A 21433-nucleotide genomic window follows, 5' to 3' on the forward strand; every position below is an offset into this window, starting at 1 on the left:
AACTAACCAGACCAAAAACTGTTCATTTTATGCTCATTTTTTGTTCCTGAGAGGCAAATGAGCATCAAGCATCCAAGTAGAGACGTTTCACCACAAGGTTTCTACGCCCTCAGCATGGAGGAAGCAAGAAAAATCTCTTGTCTCCCTGAAATGAGGAGGTTTAGGGAGGAGTCTTCCCAGGATTTAGGCAAAAAGTCTAAGGTTTTGTGGGTTCCTTATTTAAGTTCAGATAGCTGCTGTTGCACTTGCGCGATCGCATTTTCCAACTGTGTTAATCGTTCTGATTGATTAGCTAACCGTGCTAAACCACTCTCTAGTTGCTGCTGAAGTTCTGCTGAGTGTTGTAATCCCTCTGGTTGAGGTAGTTCATCAATGCATTGTTTGAGTGCGGTGATTACAACAACTAAACTCTCAATCTGCTCTAATTCAGGGCGCTTGTTGAATTGCTCAATCAAGTCATCCACACGAGATTGTAATGGCACAAGGGAGAGGCGCAATCCATTTTGCCGTTCTTTAAGCTCCTCAACCGTTGAAATAATAGAAGTTAATTCTTGGCTGGGTGCGATATTTTGAATATCTTTTTTAAGTTTGGTGTTAGCCACGTTTAGTGAATTGATGGCACTCCTTAACTGTTGTACCTGAGTGCTAACGGCAGAACTTTGCTGATAACGTTGTTCTAAGCGACGACGGTTAATGACATTCAACAAGAGCGAGAGAGAAACTGGTGCTAAACCATAAATCGCTTGTTGGGAAAAAAACGCGATCGCTGAGCCGCCTACTGCGCTACCAATAGAGACGTATTCTGCAATGTCCAGCCAGCGACGATTGTTTGACATGGTAATTGGCACCTTACTCTCGTTGCCAAATTTTAACAGTGCCATCCGCACCAGCTCCAGCGATGAGCTGACTGTCAGGACTCATTGCCACTGACATCACTGAACTTGCCGAATCATGAGTGAGGACAGCTAATTGTTGACCTGTTTGTAGCTGCCAAATTTTAATCGTACCGTCTGCGCCACCAGTGATTAGGATTTCGCCATCGACGCTAAAAACTACTGACATCACTGGCTCTAAATGAACGTTGAGAGCATTCAGCAGTTCTCCAGTACCAAGCTGCCAGAATTTTACATTGCCATCGGTACAACCTGCTGCAACTATCTCACCATCGGGGCTAATCGCTAATGAGCAAATGGAACTAACATTACCTGTGAGGGTAAGGGCAAATGCTGATGTTGTCTCGGTTTCCGTCGTATCCAGTTGTCGCAGAGTAATAATTCCATCACTACCACCACTGGCAATCGTCTGTCCATCCGGGGTTAGAGCGATCGCAGCTACAGCTCCAGCATTTTGTGCGACATCACTCAGGAATTTCCCTGTATTTAGATGCCATAGCTTGATTGTCTCGTCAAAACTGCCACTAATGAGAATCTCACCATCGGTCGTGATTGCTAGTGAGCGAACCGAGCCACTATGACCCGTTAGAGTCTTTTTTACTTTTCCTGTATTCCAACGCCACAGCTTGATTGTCTCATCAAAACTGCCACTAGCAAGGGTTTGCCCATCGGAACTGAGTGCAAGACAAAGAATTCCTTTTGTATGCTTTGATAATGTGCGAATGAGCGTTCCTGTCGCTAGTTCCCAGAGCTTAATTGTTTTGTCGAAACTGCCACTAACAAGGGTTTTTCCGTCCGGGCTGATGGCAATAGAGCTAACCCAGTCTGAATGTCCTGTCAGGGTGTGTAAGTGCCTCCAGTTTAGTTGTGATACAGGTACGGATTCTGTTAAGGGTGAGGATGAGACAGATTGCGTCTCTACAGGTGCAGATTCTGTTAAGGGTGGGGATGAGACAGATTGCGTCTCTACAGGTGCAGGCTCTGGATTCGTGGGAAAGAGCGAGGGTTGGCTGACGGCTTTACTCGGTGGTGCTTGCGCTTCTTCCGGCGGATTAGCTTGGAGTTGCCGTTCAATCTCCTCCATTCGGCTTTTCCAGCTATCGGGCAATTGGCGATGAATCCGGGCAAGTTCTGCGGTGGAGTCAGCGATCGCTTTTTCTAACTTCTCAACTCTTGCGGGTAGCGATGCACTGTTGAGGTATTGCACGACATTGTTGAGCGATTGCTCTAAATTCGCGAGTTGTGCCTTAAGTTGAGCAACTTGCAAGTCATCCGGTTGAGCGTTATAGGCTTCTAGCTGGGAAAACAAGCCTGGAAACTGAGTGGGCAGAGAAGCGATTTCTTTTTTGATTTGTTGTTCCTGTAAAATTTGGTTTTCGTCTTGTTGCCGATACACTTGAGCCATCACGCTACTAATGCGCCGTCTGAGGCGTTGTTCCAAGCGTAGGCGATTAATCAAGTTCAGCAGCAGAGCCAGGGAGGTTGGTACCGCCGCATAGATGAGCTGTCCGGATGCGATCGCCACAATCCAGCCAATCACTGAGCCAGCCATGAATACATACTCTGCAATCTGTAGACGGTGATTCAACATCTAACCGCTCTGACTCGCAACCCTATAAGAACTAACTCAAAACTGGCTCTTGGTAATGCTAGTAGTTAGTAGCAAGAAAATCCACTAACAACCAACAACCAACAACCAACAACTAACCCTTAAGTTTAGGTCTAACCATACGATCAAAGCCCCAAAACCAACTTAGCAACATTGAAATAAATCAAAACACCTAATACGTCAACCGCCGTTGTGATAAACGGTGCCGACATTAAAGCTGGATCTAAACCCAAGGAGCGGAATACAAAGGGTAGTGCCGAACCCGCAATAGATGCGAGAAATGCGATCGCGATTAAACTGATCCCCACCGCCAGTGCGACAAGAAAATCCCCCTGAAGCCAGTAACCCCAAAGTGTTGCTACTGTTCCCAGGATTGTCCCCAGCAGGATTCCTGCCATCCCTTCTCGCAAGATGACTTGAAGTGCCCCCATATCACGAATTTCATCGGTATTCAAGCCGCGAATCACCACCGTTGAGGACTGAGCACCAACATTCCCCCCAGTGCCAACGAGCAGAGGGATAAACGCCGCCAGTGTCACGACTTCCTGCAAAATTGCTTCTTGCGAGCGAATAATTGTCCCTGTGACTGTATTGGTAAGCAGCAAGACGAACAACCAAACAACCCGTTTACGGGCAACCGTGATTAAATTCGTTTGAAAATAATTGTCACCTCCCGCCTGCACACCACCCCCTAAGGCGTAGATATCCTCTGTTGTTTCCTTCTCTAAAATGTCAATGACATCATCAACCGTGACAATACCAACGAGACGCTGCTCCCTATCAACGACTGGGACAGCGAGAAAGTCATAACGCTGGATTAGCCGTGCCACGTCCTCTTGGTCAGTATCCGTGTGAACACAGACTACATCACGCGCCATAATTTCATCCAGCGTCTGCTGCGGCTGGGAAGTCACCAAATCACGTAAAGAGACAATCCCTTTCAGGCTGCGTGATGCATCAGTGACATAGAGGTAATAAATAGTCTCAGTCACCTTTGCTAAACTGCGAATTCGCTCCAGCGTTTCGCTAACCGTTAAGGTTTCCTTGAGGGAGATATATTCAGGTGTCATAATCCGCCCTGCTGTGTCCGCTTCGTAACCCAATAACAACGCTGTCGCTTGGCGTTCTTTTGGGCTAAGTTGTTCAACCAGACGCCGGACAACTTTTGCGGGTAGTTCATCAAACAGGCGTGCTCGGTCATCAGGAGACATTTTGTCTACGATGTCAAGGACATCCTGACGCTTGAATTCCTCAATCAATGCCTGCTGGACGCTAGAGTCAAGATACTCATAAACCTCGATCGCCTCAGCTTTGGATAATAAGCGAAAAGCAATCACTTGCATCGCTTCTGGCAATCCTTCAATTGCATCAGCAATGTCCACTGGTTGTACAGGTACCAGCACTTGCTTAGCCCCTTGGAGGTTCCCTTGCTCCAGCAACATTTGCAGCTGGGCACGAACTAGCTGTCGAAGCTCAGTACGTGAGATTGTCTGGAGGGGAATTTGGTTTTCGGTCAAGGCAAGCCCTCCTATTCAGTCCTATATTGAGTCTTGCATTAAGTCTAGGGGCTTTTGGATTATCGATGTAAGGATTTATGCCTAGGAGCTATATAAAAAATTACTAACTCAAGTCCGCCCCAACCTCGCCAAGATGACTCCTAGTTCAAGGCTAATTATTCCTAGTATTGCACTACCTGCCCAATATAGACTGGCGACTATAAAGCTGCGTAAGGCGAAGCTATTGCCCAAGGCAGGGCGAAACAGAACAACACTCTCTAAACTGTAGGTCGAGAAGGTCGTATATGCACCCAAAAAGCCAGTAGTAACCATCAAGCGAACGTCTGGGGGAATTGTCATCACTCGTTCTGAAGTCAAGGTAACAAAAAAACCCATTGCCAAACAGCCGCTAAGGTTAATAAAAAAAGTGCCATAAGGAAAGCTTGTACCAAACGCTTGAGCAAACCCCAAGGTGAGATAATAGCGACTCAAGGCACCTGCGATCGCACCTAAGCTAATTGCTACCGGATTACGAAACATTAGGTCTTGTAACATCAACAACAGACCAGATCAATCTAAATCAAAGAATGTACAGACACTTCATCCTCCACCAGTGGCGTGACCGACTCCTCCGATTTCGCCACTAACTCGCAATAACATAATGATTATGCTCACCCTACTGCAATCCTGGTGTATCAATCCCACCAGAATTTAGTAATGCTGGTGTGATGGTCAAGTTCCCTTGGCTGTCCGGACTCTTCGTCTGAGTTAAAAACTTCTGAACTGGAATGATTAATTTTTCAGGTTGAGAGATTGGAAAAAAATGTCCCACCTGTGGAACAAACTCAAAACGACCATGAGGCCACAGACGTTTGAGGGCAAGGGCAGTCACCATTGCCTGTGAATACTCTCCATAGATAGCAAGGGTTGGTTTCTGCATCTGTTGTAGTTGCGTTAACGTCATGCTAGCGCTATCTAAGAAGTCGGACGGCGCTGTAGCTGTCTCCAATAACTTCAACCAACGTAAGGCTGTTCGCTTCCCTCCTTTACCAAAAAAAGGTGAAGGAAGTTTATGTAAAAAGCCTTCACCTTCTGGTGTATTTACTTGTAACTTCGCAATTTCTTTTAGTAGTTGATAGCCTGACTCGCTATCGTTTTCATCAAGTTCAATGCCAAGCTTGTTTAATAGGGGTTGAAATTTTTGCCAGTGTTGCCAGTCACGCAGCCTTTGCTCAGGTTGCAATAATCTTAGTCGTACATCTGCAAAAATAAGGCTTTCAACACGTTCTGGGTAGCAATGAGCAAATTGTAAGATTACCGACCCCCCAAAGCTATGTCCTAGAAGATGAGCCGTTTGTATTCCCAAATAATCCAGCAATTCCTTGAGATCTTCTGCCATTTGCCGAGGCGTATAGCTAGCTTCAGGCATTGAACTCCGCCCATGACCACGCAGATCAAAAAGTGTTACCCGATTGGTCTGAGCAAGAACTGATGCTGTATAGCTCCAGAATCCTAGGCTTGCTGCAAGCCCATGCACCATGACTAAATCACTGGGAAAGCTGTTTTGACTGTTTTGCTCTCCCAGTTGTAGATAGTGCAAATCAACCGTTTTCAAACAAGCTGTTGGCACTTATTTACTCCATGTAGCCCAGCATTTGTAACTGAGCTAATATTTTGTCTTTTTCATCGTCACTGATGTTTTCAACTTCGTCTTTTGTATCTTTTTCAAGTGAAGTTGTTGATTTGATGACAACAGGAGTTGATTTTAAACACTCTGTTGTAAAGAAATTCTCTGCCACATTGCCTTCTAAATCCTCCGGAATCGGTAAGCCTAAGCTATAAATCAAGGTTGCCGGAACATCGACAATATTTTGCCGTTCTCCTTTCATCCCTGACTTGATTCCATACCCCCCTGCCAAGAAAATCCCATCAGGATGATGGGTGCCACTCGCAACTTCACGCGGTTCCACCACAGGTTGAGTATTCTTGATCGAGACAAAACCATAATCACGGAGTACTAAAGTTAGGTCAGGGGCTTCATTCATTGCACCACCCGGAAAGACATCTTCGCGCTTATGAATCGCTCGAAGAATCGGTTCTCCTGTGTTCTCGTCTTTCAGACTTTTTAGGTCTTCAATCAGTTTTTCCCGGAAGGTTTCATACTCTTCGGGTTTAATCCCTGGATCTCCAGGATTTTGAGCAACACGAATTGTAATGCCATTACTTGAAGGGGTTCGGCAGTAAGCCAGGGTTTTTTCCCAATCTAAATAGGCAAACGTGCTAGCTTCACGTCTCTTTGCGGCCGGACTGTCATCTGTTTCTTTCCAGGTGACATAGCCTTTCTCTGCCAAAAAGGCATTAATCCTAACAACTTCCGTGGAGGCTGTAAAGCCATGATCGGATGCCATGAACACTTGAGCCTCCGGCCCAACCAGTTCCACTAATTTCTCAATGTAGGTATCAAGCTTCCGGAAATACCCAATACAAATCTCACGCATCCGTTTTTGCCAGGGCGAGGGATTTGAGGGTAGCAAAGCTGGGTCAAGAAAAACCCAGGCTTGGTGCTGGAGTTTGTCTACACCATCGAAGAGAACTGCCATTAAATCAGGCTGATCTTCTCGTAGAAGTTTTTCAGCGATACGGAACCACTGTTCTTCACGAGGGATGTGATAGCGAATCCAGTTTTCAATTTCCTCCTCCGTCATCGCCTCATAGAGTTGTTTCTCTCGGTCAAAATCCCAAGCCAACTCTTTCGGGTCAAAATCGGGGATTTCCTTGAGCCTGTCGTACAAATCGGGAGGGGTTGTATTCCGCCGCAGATGCTTCCACGGCACAAACCCAGGCACCAAGGAACCAGCAATCGACCGAGGAGGCGCAGTTAAGGGGAAGTTGAGTGCGGCAACGGTGCGATTTTGACGGCTAGCGATTGACCAAATCGTTTCTGTGCGAATATCTCTGGAGTCAGAGAGCGTGAAATAAACTTCGTTTCCTTTTTCCTCAGCACGGATGAAATCATAAACGCCATGATTTCCAGGAGTCCGACCTGTCATGATCGAAACCCAAGCGGGAGGCGTCAAGGGATTGGGAGTCGAAAGCAATTTTGCCTGTGCTCCTGTTTCCATAAACTGCTTAAGGAACGGCATGGTGATGCCAAAATCTGGCAAGTCACGGGTCATTTCATTAAGAACGGTAAATGTAGCACCGTCTAGTCCGATAAAAAGAGTCTTAGTCATTAACTAATTCCATTAAGTTTGGCGGAAACAAACTCGACAAATTCATTGACAGTGATGTCGTCAATGTATCGACCATTACGCATAACCAATTCTTGAAATCCTAGTTTTTGTTTGTAATGCTCTTCTATAGAGACAATCAGATGAATGATATCAACTGATGCAAAGCTTAAATCTTCTACAATCTGGGTTTCCGGACTAATCTTCTCATTCAAGTCCAAATCCCAGTCCTGGGTCATGTCCTTAAGAATGTCTATAATTGTTGCTTCAATCTGGCTTTCTGTTAGTTGCATAACGCTTGCCTTTTATCAGTATTTACCAAGTACTAAAATTGTGCATTATAACAATTTTTGCTTTATCTGGATATTCTTGATATTACAAAAACGGCAATAAATGAGTGTTGAATGCACGAAAAACTACTTTTTGTCTGAGCTTTGAAGGAATTGAAAGGCTTGATTTATGGGAACTTCCTTAGAACTGACATACAGCAAGAATTTCATTATCCTGATACCAAAGTTTTACATTAAAAGACTCCTTGTTATGAGACACATTCGCTTGATGGCTATCCCTTGAATAATGAGTAATAGCCCATTGATTAGGTACTCCTTCTAGCCCCGTACCATTAGCTTTTGCTGCCGCTTCCTTGGCGCACCACAGCCCTACCATAGTCGCTTTATTGGAATGGGGCAATAGTTTCAGTTCTTGTTCAGTAAAGACACTAGTGAGCCAATCATCAACATGAGTTAAGTCAAGACGTTCTAGGTCAATACCTAGCTGGATGTTGGGTCGGCTAGCGACAGCGGCAACCACATAACCTCGACTATGACTGATAGAAATATCGGGCAAAGAACCAACGCTTTCTAAGGCTGAACACTGTACTAAAGGTTTACCTAAGTGTGTCGGTAAAATTTGGATATCTATCGGAGAAAGTTCCAAGTTGAAGGATTGTTTAGCCCACTGACGTAAGGCATCCTTAGCGGCGATTCGACCTAACAACCAGTCACTACGTCGCGGCCCTTTTTCAGGTAATCCATACCAGAACTCCCGTTCTTGAGCTGTTAGCATCAAGTGGGCAATAACGTGCTTGATAACGCCACCCAACTCATCAAGGAAATGGTTAGGGAAAGGGTCAATACGTCGGCATACCAGTCCTGTTTCCGCTTGCATCCAGGGTTTGGATATGTAAGCCGTGTGGGTAAAGTTGCGGCATTGGTGATATTCGTCTGGGACATTCAGGAAGATTTCCAGGAACCCTTCCAACCTGACGATAACGCGATCGCACTCATCCAGAAACTCAAAACCTGACTCAATTTGGCGATCGCTAGTAAACCCCATCCACCCCCGACACAAGACCATTTGACCGGGAGATAACGGTACTCCGTATTGATGAAACGCTTTAACCTGAAAGGGAAAGGTGTGAAACTGAACACCAATTGATTGCGCTACCCAATAAGCGACCAGATGACCCGCCGCATCAAGTAGAGGCGCATCAATCTGAAAAACAGGTCGCTGACACTGACTGAAAAAGTCATCAATCGCCGTTACCTGTAAATCGGCTTCAATCCCTTGCTGACCGACTTGGCGGATGTGCTTAACCCCCTGAAAGCGAGGGCCGTGGAACATTCCGACAGTGTAGAGTTCTGCATCTGCCCAGTGCGATGCTTCAGGATTATCTAAGTAGAAGGCTGTGGGAGTTGGAGAGGGGGGGAGTTCATCGGAGAGTCTCACATAGCCTTCAAAGACTAATTGAGGATTCACTGCATCAGTATTGCCAACTTGGAACAGTTGCACATGAACATCCCATGTATTTGCAGCGGATTGAGGTTGTACTTTGGCAAGGATATCTAAGACAAGAGAACCTTGTTCAAGGGCAAGCCAACGGTAGCTGCGAACATTGTAAATTCCTGTAACCCATTTCTCGCCATTGAATAGGCAAGCAGCTGCCTCTGCCAGAATTTCCATGCTGACGGTAAAGGGAATCACCGGGAGGGGAGACAGTGTAGAATCGCGTAGCGCATGGGTACCACCGAGGGTATGGTCATGGAGAAATAGATCATGCTCCATGTCAAAGTAGCGTTGAGCGTGTAAAAGCTCGGTGTCCTGCTCAATAATTTGACCTAACAGCGGCCAAGCTTCTTCCTCAGTTAAGGGCGCGATCGCAAAATCATCAGCAGCTAGGGGGTTTCCTTCAACATCGTTGTATGGGGCACCATACAGACTGGCGCTTACCCGTGCTTGACTGGCAAGGAATTCTTGCATCAAGTCAAAGTGAGCCGAAACGATAGATAGACGAGAGTCTACTGTTTCTACGTTTTGTTCAGGCGTGTCGTAGGCTAGCAGGGGAGGAGAGGGTGCAAATGGAACAGAGGGAATACTATTGATTACAGCTTGAACTGGGATAGAAGGGCTACTGAGTTGTTCGTTTTCAGCAGGGATGGCTTGTGGTTCTAGAGCAACAACGGGTTCCGGGTTGACGGGTTGTTCTGTCGGACGCTTGTTCTTGTTTTGTAGGGTTTGCACAAAATCCGGCTGTAGACGCATTACCGGCATGGTTAGCTCCAAAACAGGTTGTGCTTTTTGCTGGCTAGCTTCAATGGCGACGGAGGCATCTAGATTAATTTGGCTAACTTCCCGATGCTCATATAAAGGGGCAAAATTAATTGCTGTACCATTCACAAAAAGCTGGGATAGCAGTTGTTGAATTTGTTCTAGACCAGAACGACGTTGTGTGTTGCTAGATAGAGCAAGATGATCGCGCTTGTGGAGGATGTCATTGACGAAGTTCGTGAGATTGCCACCCGGCCCAACTTCAATGAAGGTTTTGACTCCTTCGTTGTAGAGGTTTTCAATAGTTTCTTGAAAACGCACTCGTGTTGACCACTGTTTGAGCGCTAAGGTACGAATCGCTTCTGGTTCAGATGGAAATGCTTCAGTGGTAGCGCAACTGTAAAGGCAAGTATGACCAGAACCAACATCAAGCGTATCGTAATAATCACCCAAAGCCTCACTGACCTTGGCAAACAGAGGAGTATGGTAAGCCCGATCAAAGGGGAGACGGGTACAGATACCACCCCACTCACCTAATTGAGCGATCGCTTGTTCAATATCGCTTTCACTGCCAAAGAGGACTGACTGATTTGGACAATTGTCAAGGGCTAAATAGAGATTTCCTTGGAAGTTATCAACAAGCTGTTTGAGCAAACTTGACTCGATCGCACCCACACTCAGGAGTACACCTTTGGGAATGCTATCTGCGGCTTCTAAATCCCGATAAATTCGGTTGAGATGATGGATTTTTGCCCTTAGTTGTGCTTGTTCGCTGAGCTTGACAATTCCTGAGGCGATTAGGGCAGTATTCTCTCCGGTACTATGACCGACCATGACATCGCACTGAACTCCCAGATCGCTCAGGAGTTCGTGTAAAGCTATGCTAGCGGTAAACACAGTCTCTGTAGCGACATCCAAGCTATATAATTCCTCAGTAACCTGGTAGCGTTGCACTTCGGTTAAGCCAGTCGGAGGGGGAAAAATAAAGCGACTCGGCGGATGCTCTCTAACTCCGGCAAAGATTTCATCTAAAAAGTCAAACCAAGCGCGGACTTGAGGGAAGTATAGACACAAGTCTGCCAGCATATTAGGATACTGCGCTCCTTCGCCAGGAAAGAGGAAAGCAATCTTACCAAGATCTGCCTTTGGCTTGGACTCGGCATAATAAATTCCACTTCTGGTTTGCAGACGGGTTCGAGCAGCATCTTTTAGTTTCTCAACCACAAGATTGAGTTTCGTCTGTAAGTCCGGAACATCTTTGGCAATAATTGCTAAGCGATGGGTGCCAGAGGTACAGTTTGAAAGCGTATAGGCAAGGTTAGCTAGAGGTTGAGTGGGATTGGCTTGTAGGATTTGCTGTACGTTGTTGAGCAAATCAAGCAAGGCTTGTCGCCCATCACTAGAGAAGGTTAGAAGTTCTGTAGACCACTGATTATTGAGGTGCTTGACAGCTTGCGTCTGGTCAATCCCCGTATATTCTTCTAGAACAGCATGGGCATTCACCCCCCCGAATCCAAAGGCATTAACTGCCGCACGGCGTGGTGTTACTGGGTTGCCATGAATCCAAGGTCGAGTTTCGTTGTTGATGTAGAAGGAAGTCTTTTCGATTTCCAGGGCTGGGTTAACCTGGTCGCAAAGGGTTGGAGGTAAGATTTTGTGGTATAGGGCAAGGGCGTTTTTGATGATGCCTGCAATTCCGGCGGCAATGGTACAGTGACCAATCATCGATTTCACTGAGCCTAATGCTCGCTGAGGAAGCAATCCTTGACGTTCGCCAAACATGCGGCCCAGAGATTGGATTTCAGTGCGATCGCCTAAAGGAATCCCAGTACCGTGTGCTTCAATCAGCTCAATGCTGTCTGGATCAATGCTGTTTTCTTGATAGGTGCGTTGTAGAGCAAGCACTTCACCTTCTAAACGAGGGGCTAGCAATCCCAGTGCTTTGCCGTCACTGGAGCTACCGACACCTTTAAGAACAGCATAAATGCGATCGCCATCTCTAACTGCATCATTCAGTCGTTTCAGAACGACAATTCCTATCCCTTCGCTGAGGAAGGTTCCATCTGCTGATTGATCAAAAGGACGAATATTGGTACGAGACAACGCCTTGAGCTGGCAGAAAATCATGTGCAACTGGGGCGGTGTCGGGACTTGTGTTCCTCCCGCTAGCATCATGTCGCAGCGATGACTCAATAACTCTTTAATCGCTAATTCAATCGAAACCAAAGACGAGGCACACGCCGCATCAATCACGTAGTTTGGCCCCATCAAACCAAGACGGTTAGCGATACGCCCAGTGACCACATTAGGTACCATTGCTGGTGCCATTTCAGCAGAAAAGGGTGGTAGCGCCGCTTTCAGTTCTTTACGGATTTTGACCAAGGTATCTTGATCAAGTTCCGGATTGATTTGGCGAAGTAAGTCTAGGGTTTGGTCTACAATCATCCCATGTTGCAGGAGATTGGTAAAGCCACGGTTGATATAGGTGCCACGCCCTAGAATGATACCTGTTTGTTCACGATTAAAGGGGCGCTCAATATATCCCGCATCGGCAAGTGCATCCCGTGCCAGTTTTAGGGCGAGAAAATGGTCTGGGTCGCCACCATCCACTGAATTTGGCATTATCCCGAACTCAATCGGGTTGAAGTGGGCTAAATCACCGACAAATCCTCCTTTCCGGGTGTAAAGTCGGTCATTTTCCGTGGAATCCGGCTCAAAATAGGGTTCTGCCCAGCTATCGGGTGCCTCCCGAATGGCATCAACTTTATTAAGGATGTTTTGCCAGTAGGCGCGTAAATCTTTAGCGCCAGGGAATAAAGCCGACATCCCGACAATTGCAATATCAGTGGGTGAGTTCTCTAAACTCATGGTTGCTTCGCCAAACGATTAAGTGCTGTGTTACAGGTACTTTCCATATCTTGCAGATGCAAATGTACCTTACCAAGTTCATCAAGAAAAACTGCATCGTATACCAAGCTGTGATCGCTCTTAAGTGGCTTTACGCGGAAAGCGACTTGCAGTTGTCCGTTGAGGGGAGATTGACCATAGCGGGCAACGGAACCAAATCTTGAGGGGAGAGGTGTTGTCCCTCGTTGTACCCGGTTCCAGATGATGGCTAGTTGGGGCGCAGTATCGACTAATCCAGGGTCAAATAACCAATGGCTGGATGAGTGTAAAGCTTTATTGTTTAACCAGTCTGCTGGCTGGCAAGGCATTACCCTCGCATCTAACCCTTGCTCTGACAACCGATCAATAGCAGTCACTAGCTGGAACCTAGACCCGTGAAAGAGATAGTCTCGGTAAGCGGCTGTGATGTCCAAGCTAGAACCTGCACTCAATGGCAGTAATGAAAAAGTGGCCGCTTCCGGCAACTGAGGGCGGAGGATAACCGAAGCGCGGTAAAAGGGAAGTTTACTCTCCGGATCTAAAATGTCTACAGCAACCTGCAAGGATTCCGAGTCAGCATGACTCGATGCTCTAGCACTAAATAAGGCTTTTCGCCCTGCATCAGTGTCTAGCACCAGCCCTCGCATCACTCTTAAGTCACGAACTTCTGTCACCGTCCATTCTGACCAAGCCGCTTGGACAAATTCTGCCATCCACTCCAGCGCCCCTGTAGCAGGCAAGACAGGTTTTCCATCCAAGCGGTGATCATAAAGATAAGGGTCACTCGTCAGGGAGAAAGTATGCTCCAAAGTAACCGTGCTATTCGGCTGAATCTGGGGTTGGGAGGATAAGAAGACGAAACTGTTTAGCTGATCAGAAGACTTTTGTTGTCCTTTTAGCTGACCCTTTTCAGTTTCGTAGGCTTCCCATGGCCCCTCACCAGCAATCACTTCAGCTTCACCCTTGCGTCCGTAACGCAGTTCCTCGGCAAAAAACTGACGACCTGCTGACAAGGGAATGGGAATGATCCCACGTTCTCTAAACTGACGTTTCACTCCTTCCGATGCCATCCCTGTCGTGTCCCAAGGGCCCCAGTTAATCGCGACGACGCGGGTTTTAGTCCAAGTTTGATCGAGTTGCCAAGCCAAGCGATTAATAACTTCATTGGCAGCCGCGTAGTCAGACTGTCCGCGATTGCCATAGCGACCAGCAACTGAGCTAAATAAGACAAATAGCTTGAGCAAGTCCGGTCGTAAATGGCGACTGAGGATGAACGTGCTGTCTACTTTGGTATCAAAGACTCGCTCAAAAGATTCTGCACTCTTATCAGCGATAAGCTTATCTTCGATGATGCCTGCACCGTGAATGACAGCATCTAAGCGACCGTAGCGAGTGTAAATCCCATCGATTAGTGCGCCAAATTCTTCAGGATTTCTGACATCAACAGGCAGATACTCAACCTTCGCACCAGTTTGTCTAAACTGTTCCAGGTTGCGGCAAATTGTGCGATCGCGCAATAATCCCTGGAGTTGGCGCTCAATCTGTACAGGTGTCGGGGTTTCTCCTTGCTCCCGCGCCTGATTCACCAGCACCTTTCGCAATCCCGCAACATCTTCGATATCAGCCGTTTCCGCCTTTTCTGCTGTCGGTTCTGCTGAGCGACCAACCAGGATTAAGCTCACACCCAAGGATGCCAAATCCCCTGCAATTTCAGCAGTAATCCCACGCGCCCCCCCCGTTACTAAGACAACCCAATCAGCAGAGGGGCTTAGCTGTGTCTGTGTTGCTGTTGTCGTTAAGGGTGCAGGAACTGTACGAAAAATCGTGCGAGTTCCTTGAGGATAGCCGACTTCTACACGACCTCCTGGCATCAGTAGCTCTTGAACAATGTTCTGAGCGATCAAGGCGGGGGATAAGCTGGAATCGAAATCAACAGCTTTGGTATGGACATCAGGCAGTTCAGTAATTAAAGATTTTAGAAACCCATTGTTACTACCGCCTGTGGGTAAACCTACGTCGTAACTATTACGACCGAAATAACCACCTAGTAAAGAAGCGGCAAGTACCCGACCAGATTGTTGCTGTTGTAGGTCATTGGCACATAAGTGTGTCAGATGAAACAAACTTTTGGAGTGAATTTGAGTGTATTGTCGCCAGTCTGATAGGTTACTTGGGAAAGGAATAGCCGCAAGCGGGGCAAGGTGGATAATTCCAGCAATAGAACCGTAGATTTGGCGTTGTTGAGCCACCACCTCAGCTAACTCTTGGGGTGAGTGCAAGGCGGAAGTCGGTACGATCGCACTTGCTGCTCCCATTTGCCGCAAGCTATCTGCCACATAGGAGGCGACAAAGAGCTGATCTTCCGTAATCAGGAACAAACCCTTAGGAGTAATAAACTCACTTTCAGGTAAGGTTTCCTGAATAGCTTGCATCACGTAGCGCCCAATGCTCTCGCTCCGGGTGTCAACTTTCCCAGGCTATTTTCCTCCTGAGTCGCTGGTGCGGCTGGGGAAATCTCTAACAACTGGTCAACGATGCCGTTGAGAGATTTAACGCGAGTCAGGCTCTCCATCTTGGACTGAACGCTGGAAGCAAAGGCTTCCGGGAGACTTTTCTGGAGTGCGCCCAAGATTTCTACTCGCTTGATGGAGTCAATCCCTAGTTCGGCTTCCAAGTCTTGGTCTAAGCCCAGCATTTCTGTTGGGTAGCCCGTGCGATCGCTGACTAACTGTAAGAGGGTTTGAGTCAGGCTCGTTTTATCGGGTAGGGAGGCAAGGCTTTGCGCCCCTACAGCCTTAGTCTGTGAAAGTTGGGTTGGGGTTGGTGCAGGGGCTTGCAGCTTTGAGAGCAACTGGTCAACCATGCCATTGAGGGATTTGACACGGGTTAAACTTTCCATTTGCTCTTGGATGTTACCTGCCATCGGTTGCGGCAGACTTTTCTGGAGTGCGCCTAAGATTTCTACCCGCTTAATTGAGTCGATCCCTAGTTCGGCTTCCAAGTCTTGGTCTAAACCCAGCATTTCTGTTGGATAGCCCGTGCGATCGCTGACTAACTGTAAGAGAGTTTGGAGTAAGCTAGCTCGATCTAGAAGAGGAGTCGGGGAAGGAGTTGGTGGTGAGGGGAGTACAGGTTCCACCGCCTGAGCGACTGCCACCACTGAGGGTGTTACAGCTTGAGAAGGCTGTACGGCTGTTGGTGTCTGTAACGGTACAAAATTTTGCGTGTCTATCCCAGGAGTCTTCGCTACACCATTACCGTTGCCGTTGCCATTTCCATTACTATGTTTGCCGTTAGACAGACTTGGTTGATAAGCAGGTCTTCTGGGTGCAGGGGTTATGGCTGGAGGTGGAGGAATAATCTGCCCTTGTTGACCACCACTGAGAAATTGCTGCATTACCTGTTCCTGTAGCCGCAAGAATTGACGCATCGTTTCTTGGTAGGAAAGGTAGGCTTCTAATGCTGCGTCTCCTGAAGCTGGAGCATGATGATTGGGGCGTGAAGCTGGAGGAACAGCAGGTCGAGAGGCACCATTCTGAGGAGTTGACATTGACATCGGTAGCGGTTTCGTAGGTTGAATTGCGGAATTTGTAGAAGAAGGTGTTGAGGCTTGATGTACAGGTGTAGAAGAAGGCGTTGGGGCTTGATGTACAGGTGTAGAAGAAGGCGTTGGGGCTTGATGTACAGGCGCAGGGGCATTATTCATAGGAGGTAAAGCCTTTTGTGCTACCTCTTTCTTTGCCTGTGTCGCCGTTTCAAGAGTTAGGGGGGGAAACTTTCCTGTATAACCAATGACCTCACTATGGGGTCGAACATTACCACCGTTGACCAGCCAAGCTGTACGGGGTAACTCTGGTTTACGGGTCACTTCCACAAGCCGAGACAAGTCTAACGACTGGACATCACGCCCTTCAAACAAGGCTGTGAGTTTGATCCCAGCGCCGCGTGTGATCAAAGTTCCTAAAGCTAGCAGGAAACCTTTCAATCCACCACCCTGACCATCCAGGGATACAACAGTATGGTTTTTACCAGCCAGAATTTGACCAACCAGCTTAGTCAGAATGCTCTTGGGACCAACTTCAACAAAAATTCGCGCCCCATCTGCATACATCGCATTAATTTGACCGACGAACTCTACAGGAGAGAGTAGGTGTTTGGACAATTGCTGGCGGATTGCCTCAATTTCTGAGGCGTAGGGACGGGCGGTGGAATTAGCGTAAACCGGAATTTTTGGAGTCTGCATGGGTGCAGAAGCGATCGCGCCTGATAATGACACCTGTGCAGAGGCAACTAAAGAAGAATGAAATGCACCAGCAACAGGCAACATCCGTGCCATGATTTCAGCTACATTCAGCGCATCAACAACTTGTCGAACTGCCTGTTTTTCCCCAGAAATAACAGATTGCAAGGGTGCATTGTGGTTGGCAAGAACGACACCGCCAACCCCATCTAAGCGGGCTAGCAATTCTTCACGGGTCGCTTGAACCGCAGCCATTGCGCCGTCAGCCGCCGCACAGGCGGTGGACATCACTCTGCCTCTGGTTTCAGAAAGCTTTAGGAATGCTTCTCTTGACAAAACTCCCGCTGCGTGCAATGCCGCATACTCACCATAGCTGTGTCCCGCTACCATATCGGCTTCAAGGTCAAGACGTTTGAGCAAGTCCAAATAACCCGCTTCCACCGCACCAATCGCTGGTTGAGCGATATGAGTCTCTGTTAGTAGCTGTTGGTTAGACTCTTGTGCCGCGTCTGAATAGGCACTAGGCGGATAAATATACTGACCTAGTGGTTTGGGGAGGCGATGGCGTAGCTGACAAGTAGCCAACTCCACAGACTCACGCATTTCCTTGAAGTACAACGCCACTTCGCGAGCCATCTCTGGGTATTGTGCGCCTTGTCCTGGGAAGAGAAAGGCAATACGGCGTGAGAAGGGAGTCGGGGTAGATTTTTCTTCCTGTCCTAGTTGGATGTGTGGAGGTAAGGAGGCTGGGGTTTGACTATTTAAATGAGCGACAACAAGACTTAACGCTTCTTTAAGTTGTTGCAGGTTTTCGACAACAAGGCTCAAACAAATGTTCAAATGAGAGCGTTCACTCGAGAGTTTCGCATAGCTATAGGCTAAATCCCGAAGTCTTGGTTCAGCACCAGCCTGTAACGCCTCACTGAGAACTCGCACCTCTTTGGCTAATGCTTCGCGGTTTTCGGCACGTAAGACAATTAGTTCATACGGCCAAGCCTTAGAACCCGACACGGATTCTTGTAAACTTCCTTGGTACTCCTCCAGCACAGCATGGAAATTGGTACCACCAAAGCCAAACGCACTGACACTACCTCGACGTGGGTAATCGGGGTGACGCAACCATGGTTGAGCTTCTTTTAAGAGATAAACAGGGCTTTGAGGGTCAGCGATCGCATCGAGTGGGGTATCGACACCAAAATGGGGAGGCAGGACTTTGTGATGCAACGCCTTGGCAACTTTAACAAGACCTGCAACACCCGCCGTACATTTGGTATGACCAATCATCGTCTTAACCGAACCGATCGCACAGGAATTACTGGCTGCCTGATCAGCTTGCAGGGTACTAACAATTGTCTCCAATTCCGCTCGATCACCTGCCACCGTACCAGTACCGTGCGCTTCATACAGTCCTAGCGTATTAGGTGAGAAGCCAGCCTTCGTGTAAGCACGGTTTACTGCTCGCATTTGACCGGCTGGGAGGGGCGCGGTCATTCCTAGCGCCTTACCATCACTGGAACCAGCAACAGATTTAATAACGGCATAGATACGGTCACCATCCCTTTGTGCGTCAGCCAAACGCTTCAATACAAGAATGGCAATTCCTTCACTAATGGCAATTCCATCAGCACTCTTATCAAAAGTACGCGATCGCCCACGCGGAGATAGAGCCTGAGTCTTACTAAAACACATATAGGTCATCGGACTCTGGACGCTATCTACACCGCCAGCAATTACGAGATTACTGCGACCACTTTCCAGTTCCTTAACCGCTAAGTCGATCGCGGCGAGGGAAGAAGCACAAGCTGCATCTACGGTAAAGTTTGACCCACCCAAATCAAAACGGTTGGCTACTCGACCCGCAATTACATTCAGGAGTACACCGGGAAAGGATTCTTCAGTCCACTCCGGTAAACGATCCCAGACTTCTTCAGAGGGGGCATCAACACATCGAGGAATCTCACAACGTGCCGCGTATTGCTGCGCTAAGTCTCCCGCACCACCGCCAGCACCTAAGATTACCGAAGTCTGCTCTCGATCAAAGTCACCCTCCGCTAACCCCGCATCGTCTAAGGCACGTCGTACCCCTTCGAGTGTGAGCAACTGCAAGGGTTCAATCGATTTGAGGGACTTCGGTGGGATGCCGAAACGCATCGGGTCAAAGGGTACATCATCAAGAAAACCACCCCATTTGGAGTAAATTTTGTCGCGAACGTTGCGGTCTGGGTCGTAGTAGAGACGCCAATCCCACCGCGAGGCAGGAATTTCTGTAATGGCATCTATTTTCTTGAGGATGTTTTCCCAGAACTGTTCTTGATCGTTGGCTTTGGGAAGTAAGGTTGAGATGCCAATAATTGCAATATCAGAAGGTTGAGTGACCTCTTTATCAGGTTCTTCAGAGTCAACAGCAAGATTAGCGATCAAATTGGTACTGCCCTCAGAGACATCCTGATGCAGTTCCTGAACAGTGCAAACTTGATTCCGTACCGTCGCCACTTGACCGATCATGTACATGCCGTTGGTAATTTGTTGACTTTCCTCAACGGCGTTGATTTCATTGCCCTTACGCATCAAGCCCTTAGAGGCAATTCGCAAGCGTCCCAGGGTTAAATCTTCTAAGGTATTTTTGATTTCTTCCGGGGAAGTGCCACTAGCGATTAACTGTCTGCGAGTGGCGTAAAATTCTTCTGCAAAAGGCGTGACAGCACAGCGACTGGCATGACCAGGACCTGTTTCTAGATTGATGGTACGGGTACACGCGATCGCTTGTGCTTGGAAACCTTTAACAATCGCTCCACAAGAGACAGCTTCTTCGGTAAAGAGGTAGGCACTCCCCATCAATACACCAACCTGCATCCCGCGTTCTAATAAGGGCGCTGCCATTGCACTTACCATCGCGGCAGAACGGGCGTCATGAATGCCACCTGCAAACAGAACATGGACATCACGTTCGGCACCTGCGGGGACTTCCTCTAAAAGGGTGGAAATCATGCTTTCCCAAAGCAAAAAGCTGCTCAAGGGACCAACATGTCCACCGCATTCTCTGCCTTCAAAGACAAATCGTCGTGCGCCTTGTTCAAGGAACAGTTTTAGTAAGGTGGGAACTGGGACATGGATATAAGTGGCAATGCCTTCGGCTTCCATTTGTGCGGCTTGATCGGGACGTCCGCCAGCAATTAAAGCAAAGGGAGGTTTGAATGCCCGGACTTCTTTGAGTTGTTCTTCTCGCACAGCTTGGGGAACAAAACCAAGAATACCAACTCCCCAAGAGCGATCGCCTAGTAGTTCTTTCGTTTTCTGTAACAGTTCACGGACTTGCCCACCCCGCATCAGTGCTAATGCCAGTAACGGCAAACCCCCGCCTTGGGCAACAGCTTGGGCAAACTCAGCGCTATCGCTGACGCGAGTCATCGGCCCCTGGACGATGGGATATTTTGTTTTGTGAGAAATGGCTAAAGGTGCGTCTGCTTGAAGCGGTTGCAGAGCTTGAGCGGTTTGAATGTGTTCTACACTGGCTTTGAGCAGCGCTTGTACAAATCTGCCTGTGGTTTTGTAGCGATCGCGTACCGAAACAGCTAACCCTACGGCTTGTCCCATCGGCCAGGCTAAGCTTCCAGGAGTTCCCCAGCCAATTAAGGATTGAGCTTGTTGCTGCCAAACTTGAAATTTTCGCTGATTAGAAGTTTCGTTGGAGTCATGAGATTTCGTGACTTTAGCCGCCGACTCCAATCCAAAATCAGCAAGTTCTAACTGTTCTGCCAGTTTCTGTAAAGCCGAAATCGCCTGGAAGCCTGGGCGAGATAAAACGCGGCAGTTCCCCTCTAGTCTCTCACCAATAACAATTGCTTCTTGACCATTCAAGTTACTGAGGTAGCGTTGCCACTCGCTAGACAAGGGGGATTCGGGCATCAACCATAATTGGTCGTCCAATACAACCCCAAAGGCTCCTGCTGCACGGCAGGCGGCTACGGTATGAATGCCAATGCCACCCTGTACATAGACGGGCTTTGGCTGCCTTGCCACGAGTTTTTGGGTGAGTAGAAATGCTGAATCTTCACCAACCCAGCCACCACTTTCATGCCCTTTGGCAATCAACCCATCAATCTCCTCAAGTGACGGCACGGCTAATGCTTGCTCAATCGCTGTGACTTCCAGCAAAATTCTCCGGGACTGAGCGGTTGGAAGAGAGGCGATGACTTTCTCTAGCGTCTGCGGGTTCCACCCACACAGAATTAACCAATGCGGGCGTGCTGTGAGTTGAGAGAGTAGCGTCTTGCTTCGATCAATCTGTTCTGCCCGTAGCCGTAACCCTACAGCATCACGCTCATCAACTAGATCTAAAACCTTGTTTAAGTTCCTAGCCGCTTTCTCTAAATCGCGATCGCTGCAAAATTCCCGATCTAGCACGCCAATCCCACCAGCCCGGCTTGTCGCTACAGCAATACCAGGATGAGCCAGCTCGATAGGACTGAGTGAAAAACAGTTGAATGAATGCATTTGTGTCGATCTCTAAAGCTTGAGGAGGATTTTGATAG

General features: G+C 47.9%; 10 protein-coding genes. All 10 read right to left on the minus strand.

Annotated features, from left to right (window positions below):
* Positions 1-215 precede the first annotated feature (215 nt).
* Positions 216-881 carry a hypothetical protein gene (locus AC5JL3_RS07370; protein WP_496073863.1) on the minus strand — a complete coding sequence of 222 codons (666 nt, stop codon included), beginning with the start codon at positions 879-881 and terminating at the stop codon, positions 216-218.
* The gene (locus tag AC5JL3_RS07375) at positions 850-2484 is read right to left on the minus strand and encodes a WD40 repeat domain-containing protein (protein WP_496073864.1); all 1635 of its coding nucleotides are present in this window, start codon (positions 2482-2484) and stop codon (positions 850-852) included. Before AC5JL3_RS07375 ends, AC5JL3_RS07370 begins: the two co-directional genes overlap by 32 nt.
* Before the next feature lie 143 nt (positions 2485-2627).
* The gene (gene mgtE / locus AC5JL3_RS07380) at positions 2628-4019 is read right to left on the minus strand and encodes a magnesium transporter (RefSeq protein WP_496073865.1); all 1392 of its coding nucleotides are present in this window, start codon (positions 4017-4019) and stop codon (positions 2628-2630) included.
* Between the two features lie 108 nt (positions 4020-4127).
* On the minus strand, positions 4128-4553 hold the full coding sequence (gene crcB, locus AC5JL3_RS07385; protein ID WP_496073866.1) for a fluoride efflux transporter CrcB: 426 nt from the start codon (positions 4551-4553) through the stop codon (positions 4128-4130).
* Between the two features lie 121 nt (positions 4554-4674).
* Complete coding sequence (locus AC5JL3_RS07390; protein WP_496073867.1) at positions 4675-5628, minus strand: alpha/beta fold hydrolase; 954 nt, start codon at positions 5626-5628, stop codon at positions 4675-4677.
* 4 nt (positions 5629-5632) lie between these two features.
* Entirely contained in the window at positions 5633-7231 is a 1599-nt protein-coding gene (locus AC5JL3_RS07395) for an alkaline phosphatase family protein (RefSeq protein ID WP_496073868.1), read from the minus strand.
* Positions 7231-7521, minus strand: coding sequence for a hypothetical protein (locus AC5JL3_RS07400; RefSeq protein WP_496073869.1), 291 nt, complete (start codon positions 7519-7521; stop codon positions 7231-7233). The genes AC5JL3_RS07395 and AC5JL3_RS07400 overlap by 1 nt, the downstream gene beginning before the upstream one ends.
* A gap of 178 nt (positions 7522-7699) precedes the next feature.
* Positions 7700-12643, minus strand: a complete 4944-nt coding sequence (locus AC5JL3_RS07405) for a type I polyketide synthase (RefSeq protein ID WP_496073870.1) — start codon at positions 12641-12643, stop codon at positions 7700-7702.
* Complete coding sequence (locus AC5JL3_RS07410; protein WP_496073871.1) at positions 12640-15093, minus strand: SDR family NAD(P)-dependent oxidoreductase; 2454 nt, start codon at positions 15091-15093, stop codon at positions 12640-12642. Before AC5JL3_RS07410 ends, AC5JL3_RS07405 begins: the two co-directional genes overlap by 4 nt.
* The gene (locus AC5JL3_RS07415; protein ID WP_496073872.1) at positions 15093-21395 is read right to left on the minus strand and encodes a beta-ketoacyl synthase N-terminal-like domain-containing protein; all 6303 of its coding nucleotides are present in this window, start codon (positions 21393-21395) and stop codon (positions 15093-15095) included. Before AC5JL3_RS07415 ends, AC5JL3_RS07410 begins: the two co-directional genes overlap by 1 nt.
* Between the last annotated feature and the right edge of the window lie 38 nt (positions 21396-21433).

Source organism: Symplocastrum torsivum (genome assembly GCF_059505465.1).

What these genes read in the sequence shown, in the direction of transcription:
- AC5JL3_RS07415 (WP_496073872.1), bottom strand. Translation starts at nt 21,395, where the DNA reads ATGCATTCATTCAACTGTTTTTCACTCAGTCCTATCGAGCTGGCTCAT.
- AC5JL3_RS07410 (WP_496073871.1), bottom strand. Translation starts at nt 15,093, where the DNA reads ATGCAAGCTATTCAGGAAACCTTACCTGAAAGTGAGTTTATTACTCCT.
- AC5JL3_RS07375 (WP_496073864.1), bottom strand. Translation starts at nt 2,484, where the DNA reads ATGTTGAATCACCGTCTACAGATTGCAGAGTATGTATTCATGGCTGGC.
- AC5JL3_RS07405 (WP_496073870.1), bottom strand. Translation starts at nt 12,643, where the DNA reads ATGAGTTTAGAGAACTCACCCACTGATATTGCAATTGTCGGGATGTCG.
- AC5JL3_RS07395 (WP_496073868.1), bottom strand. Translation starts at nt 7,231, where the DNA reads ATGACTAAGACTCTTTTTATCGGACTAGACGGTGCTACATTTACCGTT.
- crcB (WP_496073866.1), bottom strand. Translation starts at nt 4,553, where the DNA reads ATGTTACAAGACCTAATGTTTCGTAATCCGGTAGCAATTAGCTTAGGT.
- AC5JL3_RS07400 (WP_496073869.1), bottom strand. Translation starts at nt 7,521, where the DNA reads ATGCAACTAACAGAAAGCCAGATTGAAGCAACAATTATAGACATTCTT.
- AC5JL3_RS07370 (WP_496073863.1), bottom strand. Translation starts at nt 881, where the DNA reads ATGGCACTGTTAAAATTTGGCAACGAGAGTAAGGTGCCAATTACCATG.